The 15,687-nt window shown below is 39.3% G+C and carries 12 protein-coding genes; 7 read left to right on the plus strand and 5 right to left on the minus strand.

Annotated elements, in window-relative coordinates; all coding sequences use genetic code 11:
* The first annotated feature begins 34 nt into the window (after nt 1-34).
* The 3 genes from EHQ31_RS14825 to EHQ31_RS14835 all read left to right on the plus strand — a co-directional run bounded on the left by EHQ31_RS14825 (nt 35) and on the right by EHQ31_RS14835 (nt 6,114).
* Entirely contained in the window at nt 35-3,529 is a 3,495-nt protein-coding gene (locus EHQ31_RS14825) for a PAS domain-containing hybrid sensor histidine kinase/response regulator (protein WP_135571499.1), read from the plus strand.
* 139 nt (nt 3,530-3,668) lie between these two features.
* Nucleotides 3,669-4,604: a family 2A encapsulin nanocompartment shell protein gene (locus EHQ31_RS14830; RefSeq protein WP_135571501.1), complete on the plus strand. Its 936-nt coding sequence runs from the start codon at nt 3,669-3,671 to the stop codon at nt 4,602-4,604.
* Nucleotides 4,591-6,114, plus strand: coding sequence for a family 2A encapsulin nanocompartment cargo protein cysteine desulfurase (locus EHQ31_RS14835; protein ID WP_135571503.1), 1,524 nt, complete (start codon nt 4,591-4,593; stop codon nt 6,112-6,114). Before EHQ31_RS14830 ends, EHQ31_RS14835 begins: the two co-directional genes overlap by 14 nt.
* Nucleotides 6,115-6,129: 15 nt before the next feature.
* On the opposite strand, the gene epsC is transcribed toward EHQ31_RS14835, so the two are convergent.
* A complete protein-coding gene (gene epsC, locus EHQ31_RS14840) occupies nt 6,130-6,996 on the minus strand; it encodes a serine O-acetyltransferase EpsC (protein ID WP_135571505.1) in 867 nt (288 codons plus the stop codon).
* A gap of 144 nt (nt 6,997-7,140) precedes the next feature.
* Here epsC and EHQ31_RS14845 point away from each other — a divergent pair, with 144 nt between their 5' ends.
* The gene (locus EHQ31_RS14845) at nt 7,141-9,018 is read left to right on the plus strand and encodes an ABC-F family ATP-binding cassette domain-containing protein (RefSeq protein WP_135571507.1); all 1,878 of its coding nucleotides are present in this window, start codon (nt 7,141-7,143) and stop codon (nt 9,016-9,018) included.
* A complete protein-coding gene (locus tag EHQ31_RS14850) occupies nt 9,015-10,769 on the plus strand; it encodes a PP2C family protein-serine/threonine phosphatase (RefSeq protein ID WP_135571509.1) in 1,755 nt (584 codons plus the stop codon). The genes EHQ31_RS14845 and EHQ31_RS14850 overlap by 4 nt, the downstream gene beginning before the upstream one ends.
* Nucleotides 10,770-10,776: 7 nt before the next feature.
* Here the strand turns inward: EHQ31_RS14850 and EHQ31_RS18970 are convergent, their stop codons facing one another.
* From EHQ31_RS18970 to EHQ31_RS14870, 4 genes are read right to left on the minus strand one after another with little or no spacing between them, the layout of a single operon-like run.
* Nucleotides 10,777-11,346: a hypothetical protein gene (locus EHQ31_RS18970; RefSeq protein WP_244247412.1), complete on the minus strand. Its 570-nt coding sequence runs from the start codon at nt 11,344-11,346 to the stop codon at nt 10,777-10,779.
* On the minus strand, nt 11,347-12,036 hold the full coding sequence (locus EHQ31_RS14860; RefSeq protein WP_244247413.1) for a hypothetical protein: 690 nt from the start codon (nt 12,034-12,036) through the stop codon (nt 11,347-11,349).
* A gap of 7 nt (nt 12,037-12,043) precedes the next feature.
* Nucleotides 12,044-12,583 (minus strand): hypothetical protein, encoded by a 540-nt coding sequence (locus tag EHQ31_RS14865; protein WP_135571511.1) that lies wholly within the window; start codon nt 12,581-12,583, stop codon nt 12,044-12,046.
* A 3-nt stretch (nt 12,584-12,586) separates the two neighbouring features.
* The gene (locus tag EHQ31_RS14870) at nt 12,587-12,994 is read right to left on the minus strand and encodes a hypothetical protein (RefSeq protein WP_135571512.1); all 408 of its coding nucleotides are present in this window, start codon (nt 12,992-12,994) and stop codon (nt 12,587-12,589) included.
* Nucleotides 12,995-13,234: 240 nt separating this feature from the next.
* Here EHQ31_RS14870 and ilvC point away from each other — a divergent pair, with 240 nt between their 5' ends.
* Complete coding sequence (gene ilvC, locus EHQ31_RS14875; protein ID WP_135571514.1) at nt 13,235-14,236, plus strand: ketol-acid reductoisomerase; 1,002 nt, start codon at nt 13,235-13,237, stop codon at nt 14,234-14,236.
* A 51-nt stretch (nt 14,237-14,287) separates the two neighbouring features.
* On the plus strand, nt 14,288-15,607 hold the full coding sequence (locus tag EHQ31_RS14880) for a thiolase family protein (RefSeq protein ID WP_135571516.1): 1,320 nt from the start codon (nt 14,288-14,290) through the stop codon (nt 15,605-15,607).
* Nucleotides 15,608-15,687 lie beyond the last annotated feature (80 nt).

Raw genomic sequence — 15,687 nt, forward strand, 5'->3', positions numbered from 1 at the left:
GACCAATTGTTTTGGTCAAGTGACATAACAATTCATGGCAGAAAGTTTCAACTACCAATCCATTGTGGAGAGTTTTGACGAATTCCTAATCTACCTGGATCCTTTTTTAGAAATTCAATTTTCACGCACTTCTCCCAATGTTTATCTGCCACCGGATTCTATTTCTGTCGGAAAACATATCAACGACCTACATATCTCACCAAGAGATGCTCTAATTCTCGTAAATTTATGCCAAGAAACTTTGGCCAACAGGACTCCATTTCAGTTTACGACAAGCCTTCTCGGAAACCCTTTTCGTATTTCGGGGCGTTATTTAGAATTCAAAAACCAACCAGGAGTCATCCTCCGAGGGGAACCAAACTTTAGCATCGAAAATGTAATTTTGGACAGTGGACCCTATGTGATCTTTCGTTATAAATTTGATACAGAATTCGTAACAACGTATGTTTCTCCCAATGTGTCATTAAACTTCGGTTATCAAACGGGGGATTTTAAAAAAGGGATGTTAAAACCCGATGACCTCATTCATCCGGATGATAAAGAAAGATCAAACCGCGAAGAAAAAGAACATTTAAAAAATAAATCGAATACTTACCAAAGAGAATTTCGATTCCGAAAACAAGACGGTAACTATATTTATGTTGCTGTTTATAGTGTTGTGAGTTACTTCAACTCCATCCCAACGGAAAAAATTTCTTATCTTATCGATATCACAGAAAGAAAAGATAAGGAATTAGAAGTCATCAAACAAAGAGATGAACTCGCTAGTATAAAACTTTTATTCGAAGAAACAAATGCTGCTGCCAATGTAGGTGCCTGGGATGTTGACTTAATCAATAATACTTTATTTTGGGCAAAAGAAACCAAAAGAATCCATGAAGTCCCCGACGATTATATACCAAATCTAAAAACTGCGTTTGATTTTTTCCCCATAGAAGAACACAAACAAATGTTATTAGAAGCATTCAACAAAGCTGTAACTCTAGGCATATCCTATGATTTAGTATTACAAATAAAAACCAAATTAGGAAGAATTAAGTGGGCAAGGACAATTGGACATTCCGCATTTAAAGATGGGAAATGTATTCGTGTGTTTGGTAGTTTTCAAGACATTACAAGAAACGTAAACTTAGACAAACAAAGAGAAGATGCTCTTTCTAAATTAGAAACTTTATTAGATGCCACCACTCATGTGACCATTATCGGTTCAGACACTACAGGAACCATTACCCATTTTAACAAAGGTGCTGAATTCCATTTGCAATACAATGCAGAAGAGATTATCGGTAAAACCACACCTGCAATTTTTCACAGAAAGGAAGAAATCGAAGCCCGTTCCGCTTCATTAACAAGTGAATTTGGAATTCCCATTTCAGGTTTTGATACTTTTATCCACAAAGCGAAGTTAGGTGAATATGATTCTCGTGAATGGACCTACGTCCGTAAAGACAAAACAGAGTTTCCTGTCCAACTAGTCGTAACCGCTACCAAAAACAAAAATGGAGAAATCACCGGTTATCTTGGGATTGGAATTGATATTTCTGCTCATAAGGCAACGGAAGAAGCCTTACGTGCTAGTGAAAGTCGTTGGCAATTTGCATTGGAAGGTTCGGGAGATGGGATCTGGGATTGGAATGCGATTACAAACAAAGTTTTCTTTTCCAACCAATGGAAAAACATGTTAGGTTATTCGGAAGAAGAAATAGGCTCCGATATTTCGGAATGGGAATCAAGAGTCCACCCAGAAGATAAAGGAAATTATTTTGCCGATTTAGATAAACATTTTAATGGAGAAACTTCAGTTTACGTAAACGAACATAGAATGTTATGTAAAGATGGCTCCTATAAATGGATTTTAGATCGAGGGAAAGTCATTGAGTGGACAGAAGATGGAAAACCCCTCCGAATGATTGGAACTCATACTGACATCACCGAACGAAAGTTACTTGAGAAAGCACTTATTGTTGCTCGGGAAAACGCAGAAAAAGCTTCACAAGCAAAATCTGATTTTCTAGCCAATATGAGCCACGAAATCCGAACTCCACTCAATGGTGTGATTGGTTTTTCAGACCTTCTTATGCGTACAGACCTGAGCCAAGTGCAAAAAAAATACATGGAAACTGTATATCTTTCAGCTAGTTCCTTACTCGACCTCATCAATGACATTTTGGATTTCTCCAAAATCGAATCAGGAAAAATGGAACTTTATAAAGAACGTGTGAATATTTATGATTTACTCCATCAAATTGCCGAGATTGTAAAACACAAAGCATACGAAAAAGGACTCGAACTTATTCTTAACATCTCTCCCAAAGTTCCTAGAAATATATTTGTCGATTCACTAAGGTTACGACAAATCCTTTTAAATTTGATAGGTAATGCATTGAAGTTCACCCTTAAAGGTGAAATCCAAATTAAAATTTCTGCAGAGCCAAAAGACAATAACGAATACGAATTTTTATTTGAAGTCATTGATACAGGAATTGGAATTAGCCCAGAAAATAGAGAGAAAATTTTTGAAGTATTTTCTCAGGCAGATACATCCACCACACGTCAGTTTGGTGGCACAGGTCTCGGATTGTCAATATCAAGCAAATTATTAAACTTATTTGATTCTAAAATGGAACTCGAATCGGAACGCGATAAAGGTTCTCGTTTCTATTTCAAAATAGTAACATTGGCAGATAACGAAAGAAACACCGAACCGGAGTTAAAGGAAATCAAAAAAGTAATGGTTTTGGATGATAATGAAACGAATTTACTTGTGATTCGCGAAATGTTAAGCCACAAAGGCATCCAAGTTGACGATTTCAGAACAGCAAAAGAAGCATTAAATGCTATTTCCTCGGGAAACATATATGATGTTGTCATCTCGGATTTTAATATGCCTGAGATGAATGGTTTAGATTTCATTGAAAAACTTTTAAAAACAATTGAAACTAACAATCTAAAAAAACCTTTTTTATCTCTTCATACATCCTCGAATGATGAAAGTATTTACAAACGAGGGAAGGAACTCGGGATTCAATCAATTCTTTTAAAACCAATTCAAACAAACATTTTGTATGAAAGTTTAGATAAACTGATTTCTGGAAAAAATCAAGAGGTTCTAACAACCAATTATGAGCCAGTATCTCCTATCGTAATTAACGAAAAAATAAAGATCATGATTGTAGAAGACAATCCAGTCAATATGATGTTAACAAAAGCAATTGTTCAAAAATCAATACCTGGCACTATCATCATCGAGGCAGAGAATGGAGCCTTAGCCGTAGAGAATTTTATCCAAACGGAACCACAATTGGTTTTAATGGACGTACAAATGCCGGAAATGAATGGATATGATGCGACTAAAGAAATCCGAAAATTAGCAAATGGGAAGATGGTTCCCATCATTGCTCTTACCGCTGGAACTCTTTCTGGGGAAGAAGAACGTTGTCTAGATAGCGGAATGAATGATTACATTTCTAAACCTGTGGTTTTAAAAACGATCGCTGAAAAGATAAAACTTTGGCTCCGATTGGATTAAGTTGTTTAGTCTACTGATCAATTTTCACAATATTCCGCACAAAACTTAACTCTATTTTCTCAGGTCCTATTGATTCTCGTATTCGTGATTTAGGAATCAAGTAACAGTAAATGATCCATTCCCGATAAAGAGGTCATTTATGGCAGAACAAACCCAACACGCTTTGGGAGATTTAGCCGCTCGCCAACTGGCAAATACGGTAAAAACAAAAACACAGTATGGTGCCATCACTCCACGTTTTTTAGTTAGGTTACTTGACTGGAAACCTTTAGAAGCCGGTGTCCTTCGTGTCAACCGTGTGAAATCCAATGCACAAGTGGATGTACTTTGCGGACAAAAAGGAGAACAAGAACTTCCAGAAACCTTTGTTAACTACGAAGAAAAACCACGTGAATATACACTTAGTTTAATTTCCACAATCCTTGATGTACAAACTAGAGTTTCGGATTTATACAGTTCTCCACATGAACAAATCAATGAACAACTTCGTTTGGCGATTGAAAGTGTAAAAGAAAAACAAGAACTAGAACTCATCAATAATGACGATTATGGACTACTAAAAAATGTACCGGCTCACCAACGAATTAGTACAAGGAAAGGACCTCCTACACCTGATGATTTAGATGATCTCATCACAAAAGTTTGGAAAGAACCATCTTTCTTTTTGGCTCATCCACTTGCCATTGCTGCCTTTGGACGTGAATGTACAAGAAGAGGAGTTCCACCGGCCACAGTCACAATGTTTGGTACACAGTTTCTCACCTGGAGAGGACTGCCACTTATTCCAACAGACAAACTTCTAGTCAATGGAGAAACCAATCCAAAATCTGCAGCGGGAACTTCCAATATTTTACTTCTGAGAGTGGGAGAAAAAAAACAAGGGGTTGTGGGTTTATACCAATCCAATCTTCCAGGGGAACAAACTCCAGGACTATCGGTACGATTTATGGGGATCAACCGATCTGCCATTGGATCTTATTTGATTTCTCTCTACTGCTCAGCAGCCATACTTACTGACGATGCCATTGCAGCACTCGACAATGTAGATGTGGGAAATTATTATGAATACAAATGATCCGAGTTTTTTAAATCTAAAACCGGACTCATTCCCCAATGTTTCTTCGTCTCCATTTCCAGATGAAAAAACACTGGAAAAAATGGCGAAGGAAATGTTTGGCGTTTTGCAATCGTTTGGTGAAAGTAACGTTTCCACATCGGGTTTTCCAGCAAATGTTTTACCATCGCAAAATTTACCAAAAGAGTCCTTACCTTATTTAGAAGACTTAAAACTAACGGATACAGGTTTTTCCTATTCTGAGTTTTTGTCTTTTCCTAGTATCAATATACCGCAGTCAGGTGGTAGAAATCTTGCGACTTCTAGGAGAGATTTCCCTATTTTGACGGAAACGGTAAATGGGAAACCTTTGGTTTGGCTCGACAATGCGGCTACCACACAAAAACCAACTTCGGTGATCGAAAGATTATCTCAGTTTTACCTCCATGAGAATTCGAATATCCATCGTGCGGCCCATACTCTGGCTGCAAGATCCACAGATGCTTATGAAAAAGCCAGGTCTCTTGTCCAAGGATTTATCGGAGCGGGAAGTGTAGAAGAAATTGTTTTTGTGAGAGGAACTACGGAAGGAATCAATCTTCTTTCCAATATCATCTCCGACAAACACATCCAAGCTGGTGACGAAATTCTCATCACACATTTGGAACACCACGCAAACATTGTTCCCTGGCAGATGGTTTGTGCCAAAAAAGGTGCAAAGTTACGAGTGGCGCCCGTAGATGATTCAGGACAGATCATTCTCAGTGAATACGAACGTTTGTTAAACTCAAAAACAAAAATTGTTTCCATCACTCAAGTTTCCAATGCACTCGGGACTGTGGTTCCTGTAGAGGAGATGACAAGGTCGGCTCATAAAGTGGGAGCTCTTGTGATTGTGGATGGGGCTCAGTCCGTATCTCATATGCCAGTGAATGTAAAAGAGATTGATTGCGACTTCTTTGTGTTTAGTGGTCATAAACTTTTTGCTCCGACGGGCATCGGTGTGGTTTACGGAAAAAAATCCATCCTAGACAGTTTGCCTCCTTGGCAAGGTGGCGGGAATATGATTCAAGATGTCAACTTTGATCATACCACTTTCCAAGAAGCGCCGTTTCGTTTTGAAGCCGGAACAGGTAACATTGCTGATGCGGTTGGCCTTGGAGCAGCAATCGAATATCTGAATCAGTTTGGAATGAAACAAATTTCTGCCTTCGAACATGATCTATTGGAATATGGCACCAAAGAATTGTTAAAGGTTCCGGGCCTACGTTTGATCGGAACTGCCAAGGACAAAGCGGGTGTGTTATCCTTTGTCATTGATGGATTCAAAACAGAAACGATTGGAAAAAAACTAGCAGAAGAAGGAATTGCTGTGCGAGCCGGTCATCACTGTGCCCAACCAATTTTAAGAAGGTTTGGATTGGAATCAACTGTAAGGCCATCACTTGCTTTTTACAATTCTTGCGAAGACATTGATGCACTCATACGAGTGTTGTACAGTTTAGGAAGCAAGAATCGGATTGGGATTTAGTGATTTGATTTTAGTTCAAATGGTGAAATCCAAACCTTGGATTTCATTCGAACTCCTGACTCGCACTTCAGACTTCTGATACACAACCGAATAAGGAGGAATGCTTTGGGTGATCCAAGCATTCCCTCCGATGATTGACTGTTTGCCGATCACAGTGTCGCCACCTAGGATGGTGGCCCCCGCATAAATCACCACACCTTCTTCAATCGTCGGATGTCGTTTTTGTTTCGCCAAAGACTTGTTTACCGAGAGAGCACCCAGAGTCACACCTTGGTAAATCTTTACATTGTCTGCAATTTGGGTGGTTTCACCGATGACAATTCCTGTTCCATGATCCATAAAAAAGGCTCTGCCAATTTCTGCACCAGGATGGATGTCAATCCCAGTGGCTTCGTGTGCTACACCGGACAGAAGTTTTGGGAAAATAGGCAAAGCCGACTTAAAAAAATAATTAGCAACTCGGTGGACGGCAGCAGCGTAAAACCCCGAATAGGCGAGAATCACTTCATGGATACTTTCTGCCGCTGGATCTCCTAAAAATGCTGCTTCGGCATCCTCCCACATCCATTGATATAATCCAGGAAGTTTAGCTATGAAATTATGCAAAATATCATCCAAAGCAAATATGCGACCAAGTTCCTTATCCGCATAAACGGAGTAAGGTTCTAGTAAATTTTTCCAACGGATACGGAAGAGTTCCAACTGGTCTGAAATTTGATCTTTGGAAGTAAAGTTACGTTCGGAATGGTATCCTGAAAAAAGAATTGAAAACAATTCTTCTAAAAACCGACTGGCGACTTGTTTGCCACCCACAACAGATTCCGGAATGGATTGCCGACTTAGAATCGAATTGTATAATTCATCTTGTCTGTTTGATAACATGATCACCCAGTAAGTCTTGGAATAAAAAAAGAGAGAACGCTAAAAAACGGATTCCCTTAAAAACCAGAGCAAAGCAGGTAAATCGGATGTACATTCATAACAAAATATTGAATGAGATTGTCCGAATGGGCCTCATTCCATCTCATGGACATTGTGCTAGTCTCTGTATCCAAACTTTCCAAAACCATCGGCGAAAAAAAACTTTTTTCAAATCTTGACTTCTCTATCAGTGAAGGAGAAAAACTAGCCATTGTCGGGATCAATGGATCCGGTAAGTCCACACTACTCCGTGCTCTTCTTGGAAAAGAAGAAACAGACTCAGGGCAAATCATTAAAAACAATAATCTTAAAATTTCAATCCTCGACCAAAATCCTATCTTTGATCCTAAGGAAACCATCCTCGACCATATTTACAAGGGTGATAACAAACTTGTCAAAACCATCCGCAAATATGAAGAAATCTGCGAACGAATGAGTGAAGGGGAAGAAGGACTTGATGATGAGTTTACCAATGCCTCACAAGAAATGGACAGGCTTTCTGCTTGGGATTACGAACAACAAATCAAATCCATATTAAAAGAGTTAGGTGTTGAAAAATTAGAAAGAAAGATGTCTGAGTTGTCCGGAGGGATGTTAAAGAAAGTAGAACTTGCGAAGTCTCTCATTGATGAAAGTAACCTACTGATTTTGGATGAACCAACAAACCACTTAGATGTAAAATCCATTTTATGGTTAGAAGATTATTTGGCAGGACTCGACAAGGCCATTATCCTCATCACACACGATCGTTATTTTTTAGATCGGATTGTAACCAAAATTTTGGAACTGGATCGCGGCAGCCATTTTCTCTATGAAGGGAACTATTCTATTTATTTAGAACGAAAAGTAGAAAGAGAAGAAACCCTCCAAAAACAAGAAGATAAAATCAAACAGTTTTTAAAACAAGAAGTGAAGTGGTTGAAACGCCAACCCAAAGCTCGTTCCACAAAACAAAAGGCAAGGATTGATCGTGCGAGTGATCTCCAAAACAGAGAAAAACGCGAAATACAAAAAGATCTAGAACTGAGTGTGGCTGCGAAACGCCAAGGGAAAACTATTTTAGAAATTCATAATTTGAAAAAAGGAATCGCAGACAAATTACTCATCAATGATTTCACTTATACCTTCAAAGCAAAAGAAAGACTCGGAATCATTGGTCCCAATGGAATTGGAAAGTCTACTCTCTTAAACTTAATGGCAGGTCGCATTACACCCGATAGTGGATTTATCAAACCAGGAATGAACACAAAGGTGGGATACTTTGACCAAACTAGTTCCGAACTCCCACTAGAGAGAAATGTCCTAGATTATATCAAAGATGTAGCCGGTGAAATGATTGAAACCGAATCTGGAGAAAAAATTTCTGCTTCCAAAATGTTAGAACGTTTTCTATTTGATGGGAAATTACAATACACACCGATCGCCAAACTTTCAGGAGGCGAAAGACGACGTCTTTTCCTTGTTCAGATTTTGATGACTGGACCAAACTTTCTCATCTTAGATGAACCAACCAATGATTTGGACATCCAAACACTGTCAGTATTGGAATCTTTTTTAGATGAATTTCCAGGAACCGTTGTGATTGTCTCACATGATCGTTATTTTTTAGACCGCACAGCAGAAAGCCTACTTATCTTTCGCAAAGAAGGAAAACTGGACCATTACATTGGAACTTTTTCCTCCTTTTTAGAAAATGATTCTTTAGAATTGGAAAACGAACCAAGTTCCCCAAAACAGACCGTAGTTCCGCAAGCCACACAGACAACGGATAAACCACAAAAATCAAAACAAGATCAAAAGAAACTTTCTAAATTAGAATCAGAGATTGCCAAACTTGAATCATCAAAACTAGAATTAGAAAAGAAATTGAGTACATTCGCAAATGATCATACTGAACTTCAGAAAATATCTGAAGAAATCCAAAAGATAGAAACGGAAATTCTTTACAAAATGGAGGAATGGGAAATGCTTCAATCCGAATGAAGACAGTCCTATATACAAGAATTTTTATTTGGACACCCATCATCTTTATTGGGTACTTCATCTCAGCACAAATTGGTTTTAAAATTGCCTTCCTAAACAGCCAAGTTTCTCCTGTTTGGCCACCGGAAGGAGTGGGCCTTGCTTCTCTTTTGCTCCTTGGGCCTGTCGCTTTGCCTGGAATTTATTTAGGAGCAACTCTTGCTAATTTTTTCAACAACCCCCATTTACCAACAGCATTCCTGATTGGTATAGGAAATACACTAAGCAGTTTTATCAACTACCGAATCATCAAACGTGTCACTGAAAAAAGTGATCCGATTTACTCCACAAAGGATTTAATTTATTTCCTAAGCATAGGTACTTTTCCTGGATCATTGGTAAGCACCATTTTAGGTGTCACAAGTTTATGGTATTGGGATTTTTTATCTTCTGAACTTTATTTCAACGTATTCTTTACTTGGTTTTCGGGAGAGATGCTCGGTTTTCTCATCGTTGCACCTTTACTTTACGTTTGGTTTCATCCTAAAGCAAAATTAAAGTTAGAACTTCGCAAACAAATCGAACTTTTAATTTGGATCATTTTAGTATATATTTCCGGATCCATTGCTTTTAGCGATGAATGGCCTTTACTCTTTTTACCGATTCCCTTTGTGATTGTGACAAGCATTCGGTTTCGCCAATTTGGAGCCACTCTCTCCACAGTGGTCCTTGCATTTACTGCTGTTACACTCACTATCGAAGGGAAAGGTGTATTTGCTAGAAGAGATGAAAGTGGACTCTCCATCAACGATTCCCTTATCTTTTTAGATGCGTTTTTGTTTTGTATCAGTGGAATTGCCTACTTTTTGGTGACAGCCACCAGAGAAAGAGAAAGAGCACAACTTGCTTCTTTAAAATCCTTACAGTTCTTAAATGAGCTAAAAGAAAAGGCTAATGAAGAATTGGAACAAAAAGTTTTAGAAAGAACCGCTGTGATTGAAGAACAAAGGACAGAAATTGAAAAACAATTGGATATGGCCAAACGCATCCAAGAATCCCTTTTTCCTCAAAAAGAAATTTTGCCACAAGGTGTTGATATTCTTTTTAAAAATATCCCTATGATGAAAGTGGGTGGGGATTTGTATGATATTGTTTGGAAACCCGAAAAACAAGAGTTAGGTGTATTTATTTGTGATGTTTCTGGGCATGGAATTCCCGCTGCCTTATTAAGTGCTCTTGTCAAAACATCACTGGAAAAATGGAAACAAGATCCAGTTGACCTTAAAGATAATTTAGAATCCATTCGCCACCAAATCATCCCCAACCTTCGGGAACATTTTGTCACGGCAAGCCTACTCCACCTTTATACAGGTACGGGTTCTCTCACATTTGCAAGGGCTGGACATTTTCCACTTTTTATCATTCGTAAATCGGGTGCTCTTGTGAGTTTAAAACCAATGGGAAGGATCATTACCCCCATTTTCGAAATCCTTGCGGAAGAAGAGAGATTCCAATTGGAAACGGGGGATTTGATTGTAATGCTCACAGATGGGCTCACCGAAGCAAGAGAACCCGAATCATTACAAATGTTTGGTGAGGAGAGACTTCTTCACTTAATTCGCGATATACGAAGCCTTCCTCTCTTTGAAATCCAAGACCAAGTTTTCCAATCCGTCATCCAACTTTCTGGAGGAATTGCTGCCATCCAAGATGATTTGACTCTCGGACTCATACGTTATTCGGGGATTACCGAAGAAACATCCAAAGTTTGATTCTGTTTTATTCCTTGGTCAGTGGTGGTTCTAAAAATTCTTCAATACAGGGAAGAAGAACTTCTGTTCTTTCTTTTTCATTCATGGGACCTAAGTCTCCACCTTTATTGAACCGACTGAGTGGTTTGGTATAGTCTGCATAGTTAATCATAGAGGCCATTTCAACGATTTCAATCGCATTCCCCTTGGTTTGTCTGAGGTAAGCACTACAAGAAATATAAGAGCCGAGAAAGGTTTTCTCTTTTCGGAAGAATACAATTTTATAAACAGCAGCATAAGGGGAATCGCTTCGTAAATGATTTGGGAATTGTTTCTTTTTTGTATCCATCCAATCATGGATGTCCATTCCTTTAGGCAAGGAAACAGGGTTCTTGGGATACACTCGTCTCTCAGGAGGAAGTAAACTTGCACAACTGACCGAAAAAAATGTAGATATACAAATCAAAAGACCAAGAGAGCCAATTCTAAATCGGCTCCATCTCTGTCTCATTTGTTTTCTTATGTTCAATTGAGCCATTTTAGAATCCATTTCTCTTACTATCCCCCCTACAAATTCGTATCTATGGTTTACTTTCATTTAAGGCACACCCTTCGTCTCTTCCACCAATTCGTCCGGCAGATTTAAATAAATCTCATCAATGGCTTCTTGGAAACCTTGCAAATACATCGCAGAGACAACACTGGGTTCATCGAACAAATTTCCGTGATCTCGCATTTGAAACTGATGCGGATTCAAAACATACCAGGGACTAATATAACGAGTGGCAAGTTGCAATGTTTTTTTCTCTGAGACCAATCGGCTTTTGTGATACAACTTTACTGTTACCTCCAAATTCAGTTTTTCTTGGCAAGGGAACAAACAAATGGTTAACATTTGTAAAACCTGACCAAAACTTTTTTGGTCCCAATCACTTTTAGGATGGTTTGCGACAACAAAAATCACATAGTCTGTCTTCAGATTGGTAAGTTCAAAATGTTTATCTTCTATATTATGGATATAAATTGTTTTCCATTGGTAACGAGAAGTTCCAATTTCATTTTGTTTTTTGACAAAGTATTCACTTCTAGGCAATCCAAACATTGGATTCATTTCGATCCAACCAGTAAATGCTCTATGTTGGAAAACACGATTTTGATTTAAGATGGTGATGGACTCACTCATTTTTTCTTTTGCTGTTTTTTCCGAAAATGGTTTCAATTGATGTTCTAAATCAGCAAAGACACATTGATAAAAGAAAATCATTGGGCATAAATAAATATATTTCACAAATCAATCATTCCTTTGATTGGGCTGGTTCTAAAAATTCTTCGATACAAGGAAGTAGGATTTCGGTTCTCTCCTTTTCATTCATAGGACCTAGGTCCCCACCTCTCGGAATGACAGATTTTTCATAATTGGCATAGTTTACATTGGAGACCATTTCAATGATTTCAATCGTATGAATGTTCGTTTGGCGAAGAAACGCACCACAGGAAATAAATGATCCTAAATTTGTGAATTTCTTTCGATAGAACAAAATCTTATATGAATCCGGATATGGAGAATAACTTCGCAATCGATCTGGATATTGATTCTTCTTAGTTTCCATCCACTTATGGATGTCCATACTCTTTGGCAAAGTGACAGGATTTTTCGGATACACTCTCCGTTCGGGTGGAAGCAAACTCGCACAACCGATCAAAAGAAAAACTGAGATACAAAGAAAACGAATAGAAGAAACCAATCGGAAGTGGGACTCCGATTTCTTCGGACAGAACGTACGGTATTTGTCATTCCCATCCGAAGAAATCGTATTTAAGTTTAAATTTTCCAAGACCTATAACCTCCATTTCCCGGGACTGCCAACATTATGGTATCTTCCGGCAGGGACATGGAAAGGATTATGACCACCACCGTGAGACCTTGGGATTTGGAACTGGTTTCCTCCTCCATGATGCGGATACGGAACACCATAACTTCCTCTCGATCCTTGGTAGGGATAAGGATATTGGTGGTAGTTGTGACCATTTTGGCTGGGGTGTCTTGTATAGTACGAGTCATGGACGAGGTCAGGAGAAATACAACCGCCTCCCAAGACCGCAAGTCCACTTACAAAAAACAAGGAACAAATAAACCTAACGAGTCTTTGTCGGTTTAGTTTTTCAACGGATTCTAAATTGATTCGGTTCATCATAAGTTTAGTATAGGGTGAAAATTCCCGTGCGCCAATGGAGGGTTTCCGCATTTGCGGATATCACCTATGCCGATCGTTTGGACTAGTAAGAGAATTCCTGGACAAGGGAAAAAAATATTATGTCACTAAGCGCCCTTGATGCGGAGGAGGCGTTAGCCGTCCGAAGGACCGAAGCGAACGCGGAGTCCGGAACCAGCAAGGAAAGGCGCCCTAATTCGTTCTTGTTTCCCTCCTTATAGTTAAAAATGATGGAAAAATAAGTTAAATTTTCCGCAGGAAGTGTGCCCATCCATGGCAAATATCTATTACGACGACAGTTGCGATCTAAATCTCCTTAAAGGTAAGACCATTGCAGTGATTGGCTACGGAAGCCAAGGTCACGCCCAAGCTCAAAACATGAAAGATTCTGGTTTGAAAGTCATTATTGGACTTCGCGACGGATCTAAATCAATCAAAGAAGCCAAAGAAGCTGGCTTTGAAGTGTACAATGTTGCGGAAGCTGCAAAAAAAGCAGACATCATCCAAATCCTTGCTCCAGACACAATCCAAGCTGACATGTATAAGGCGGATATTGAACCAAACCTTACTGAAGGAAAGGCTCTTGTATTCTCTCATGGATTTAACATCCATTACGATCTCATCACTCCTCCAAAAAACGTAGACGTGTATATGGTGGCTCCGAAAGGTCCAGGACATCTTGTTCGCCGTGTTTACACTGAAGGTGGTGGAGTTCCATGCCTAATTGCCATCTACCAAGATGCCACTGGCCAAGCAAAAGCTCGCGCCCTTGCTCACGCAAGTGGAGTCGGCGGAGGAAGAGCTGGAATTTTAGAAACATCTTTCCGTGAAGAAACAGAAACTGACCTTTTCGGGGAACAAGTGGTTCTTTGTGGTGGTGTTGCCAACCTCATCATGAGTGGATTCGAAACACTAACAGAAGCAGGTTACGATCCAGAAATCGCTTACTTCGAATGTTTACATGAAGTGAAACTCATCACTGATTTGATTTATGAAGGTGGCCTTGCTCGTATGCGTTATTCTATCTCTGATACTGCAGAGTATGGAGATTATATCAGCGGACCACGTATCATTGATGCTGGTGTAAAAGCTCGTATGAAAGACGTTCTCACTGATATCCAAAAAGATAAAGGTGCAGCGTTCGCTAAACGTTGGATGGCGGATACAAAAGCGGGATACCCAGAATACAAAAAACTCAAAGAAAAAAATGCAGCCCACCCTATCGAAGCAGTAGGAACGAAACTACGTTCGATGATGAAGTGGCTTGCGAAGTAATTGTTTAGGTAACTAAAGTTTTAGTCTAAAGAAAGGAAGAAGGGATTTTATATGAAAGTAACACAAAAGATAGTACTCGCAGCACCTGCACGAACTCCTTTTGCTCAAATTGGAAAGGCACTCTCGCAGTACTCTGGTCACCACCTTGGTAAAATCGTTGGTGAAGAAGTAATGAAACGCAGTGGATTAAAACCTACTGATATTGACGGTGTGATCGTGGGAGAAGGTTTTTCTAACGCACCTAACTCGGCACGTGTGATTGCAAACTTACTTGGGCTTCCTATGGAAATTCCTTGCCTTACTGTTGCAAACAACTGTGTATCTGGTTTGGAAGCAGTTGCGGAAGCTACTCGCCGTATTTCCCTTGGTGAAGGAAAAGTTTTCCTCGTCATTGGGGAAGAATCACAAACTTCTATGCCTTTTGTTGTGAAAAATGCGCGTCTTAACAAAAAAACAAACAGTTTAGATTCACTTGTAAAACTTCTTCCAAACGACCTTCCAGAAGGTGTGGAACTTCGTGATACACTAGAAGACGGACTTGGTGATGGAGAAACTTCTTTCGGAATGCAAGTAACGGCAGAAATTCTCGCACAAAACTATGCACTTGCTCGTGAAACACAAGACAAAGTAGCTTACGAATCTTTCAAACGTGCCTTTGATGCCACACAAGAAGGTCGTTACAAACCATATATTATGGAAGTGAAAGATGATGAAGGGAATATGTTACAAGCTGACGAAGCAGTTCTTCTTCGTGAAGGTCTTGTAAAAAACCCTACTCGTATGGGTCGAGCAATGTTACTCTTTGACAACCCTCAAATGAAATTTGACCAGTTCAAAGAAAAATACAGTAAATACTTAAAAAAATCTCATGGACCAACTCTTTCTATCTTCAATGCAAGTCCACGTTCTGATGGAGCGGCTGGTATCATTGTAGCTTCTGAAGATGCGGCTAAAAAATTAGGTCTGACTGCAAAAGCTTATGTGAATGGTTTTAACATGCGCGGTGTAGATCCAAACCTTATGGGTCTTGGACAAGCAGAAGCAACGATTGCTCTTCTTGGTGAAACTGGTGATAAAATCGAAAACATCGACATCATCGAAATCCACGAAGCATTTGCTGCAACAGCTGTAGCGGCTCTTGAAGAAATCAAATCTAGAACTGGTCTTGACTGGGAAAAGAAATTTGATGAGAAAAAAATCAACCCGAACGGTGGATCTATCTCCATTGGACACCCGTTTGGTGCTACTGGTGTGAGACTCCTTCACAACGCAATCATGGACTTTGAAGAAAACAAAGACGTGAAAAAAGTGTTAGTGACTGCTTGTGCACACGGTGGGATCGCAGGATCAATGATCGTAGAAAGAGCTTAAATAGCGAATTTTAGATTCGAATTTAAGTTTCGTTAGAAAGATCGATGGAAAAGCCAAGGGTAACCTTGGCTTTTTTGTTT

The organism is Leptospira montravelensis (genome assembly GCF_004770045.1).
GTDB classification, from domain to species: Bacteria; Spirochaetota; Leptospiria; order Leptospirales; family Leptospiraceae; genus Leptospira_A; species Leptospira_A montravelensis.

Excerpts from the sequence above, each read along its gene's own strand:
- EHQ31_RS14830 (WP_135571501.1), top strand. The coding sequence starts at position 3,669 with ATGGCAGAACAAACCCAACACGCTTTGGGAGATTTAGCCGCTCGCCAA.
- ilvC (WP_135571514.1), top strand. The coding sequence starts at position 13,235 with ATGGCAAATATCTATTACGACGACAGTTGCGATCTAAATCTCCTTAAA.
- EHQ31_RS14845 (WP_135571507.1), top strand. The coding sequence starts at position 7,141 with ATGGACATTGTGCTAGTCTCTGTATCCAAACTTTCCAAAACCATCGGC.
- EHQ31_RS14825 (WP_135571499.1), top strand. The coding sequence starts at position 35 with ATGGCAGAAAGTTTCAACTACCAATCCATTGTGGAGAGTTTTGACGAA.
- EHQ31_RS18970 (WP_244247412.1), bottom strand. The coding sequence starts at position 11,346 with ATGAAAGTAAACCATAGATACGAATTTGTAGGGGGGATAGTAAGAGAA.
- EHQ31_RS14880 (WP_135571516.1), top strand. The coding sequence starts at position 14,288 with ATGAAAGTAACACAAAAGATAGTACTCGCAGCACCTGCACGAACTCCT.
- epsC (WP_135571505.1), bottom strand. The coding sequence starts at position 6,996 with ATGTTATCAAACAGACAAGATGAATTATACAATTCGATTCTAAGTCGG.
- EHQ31_RS14835 (WP_135571503.1), top strand. The coding sequence starts at position 4,591 with ATGAATACAAATGATCCGAGTTTTTTAAATCTAAAACCGGACTCATTC.
- EHQ31_RS14850 (WP_135571509.1), top strand. The coding sequence starts at position 9,015 with ATGAAGACAGTCCTATATACAAGAATTTTTATTTGGACACCCATCATC.
- EHQ31_RS14870 (WP_135571512.1), bottom strand. The coding sequence starts at position 12,994 with ATGCGGAAACCCTCCATTGGCGCACGGGAATTTTCACCCTATACTAAA.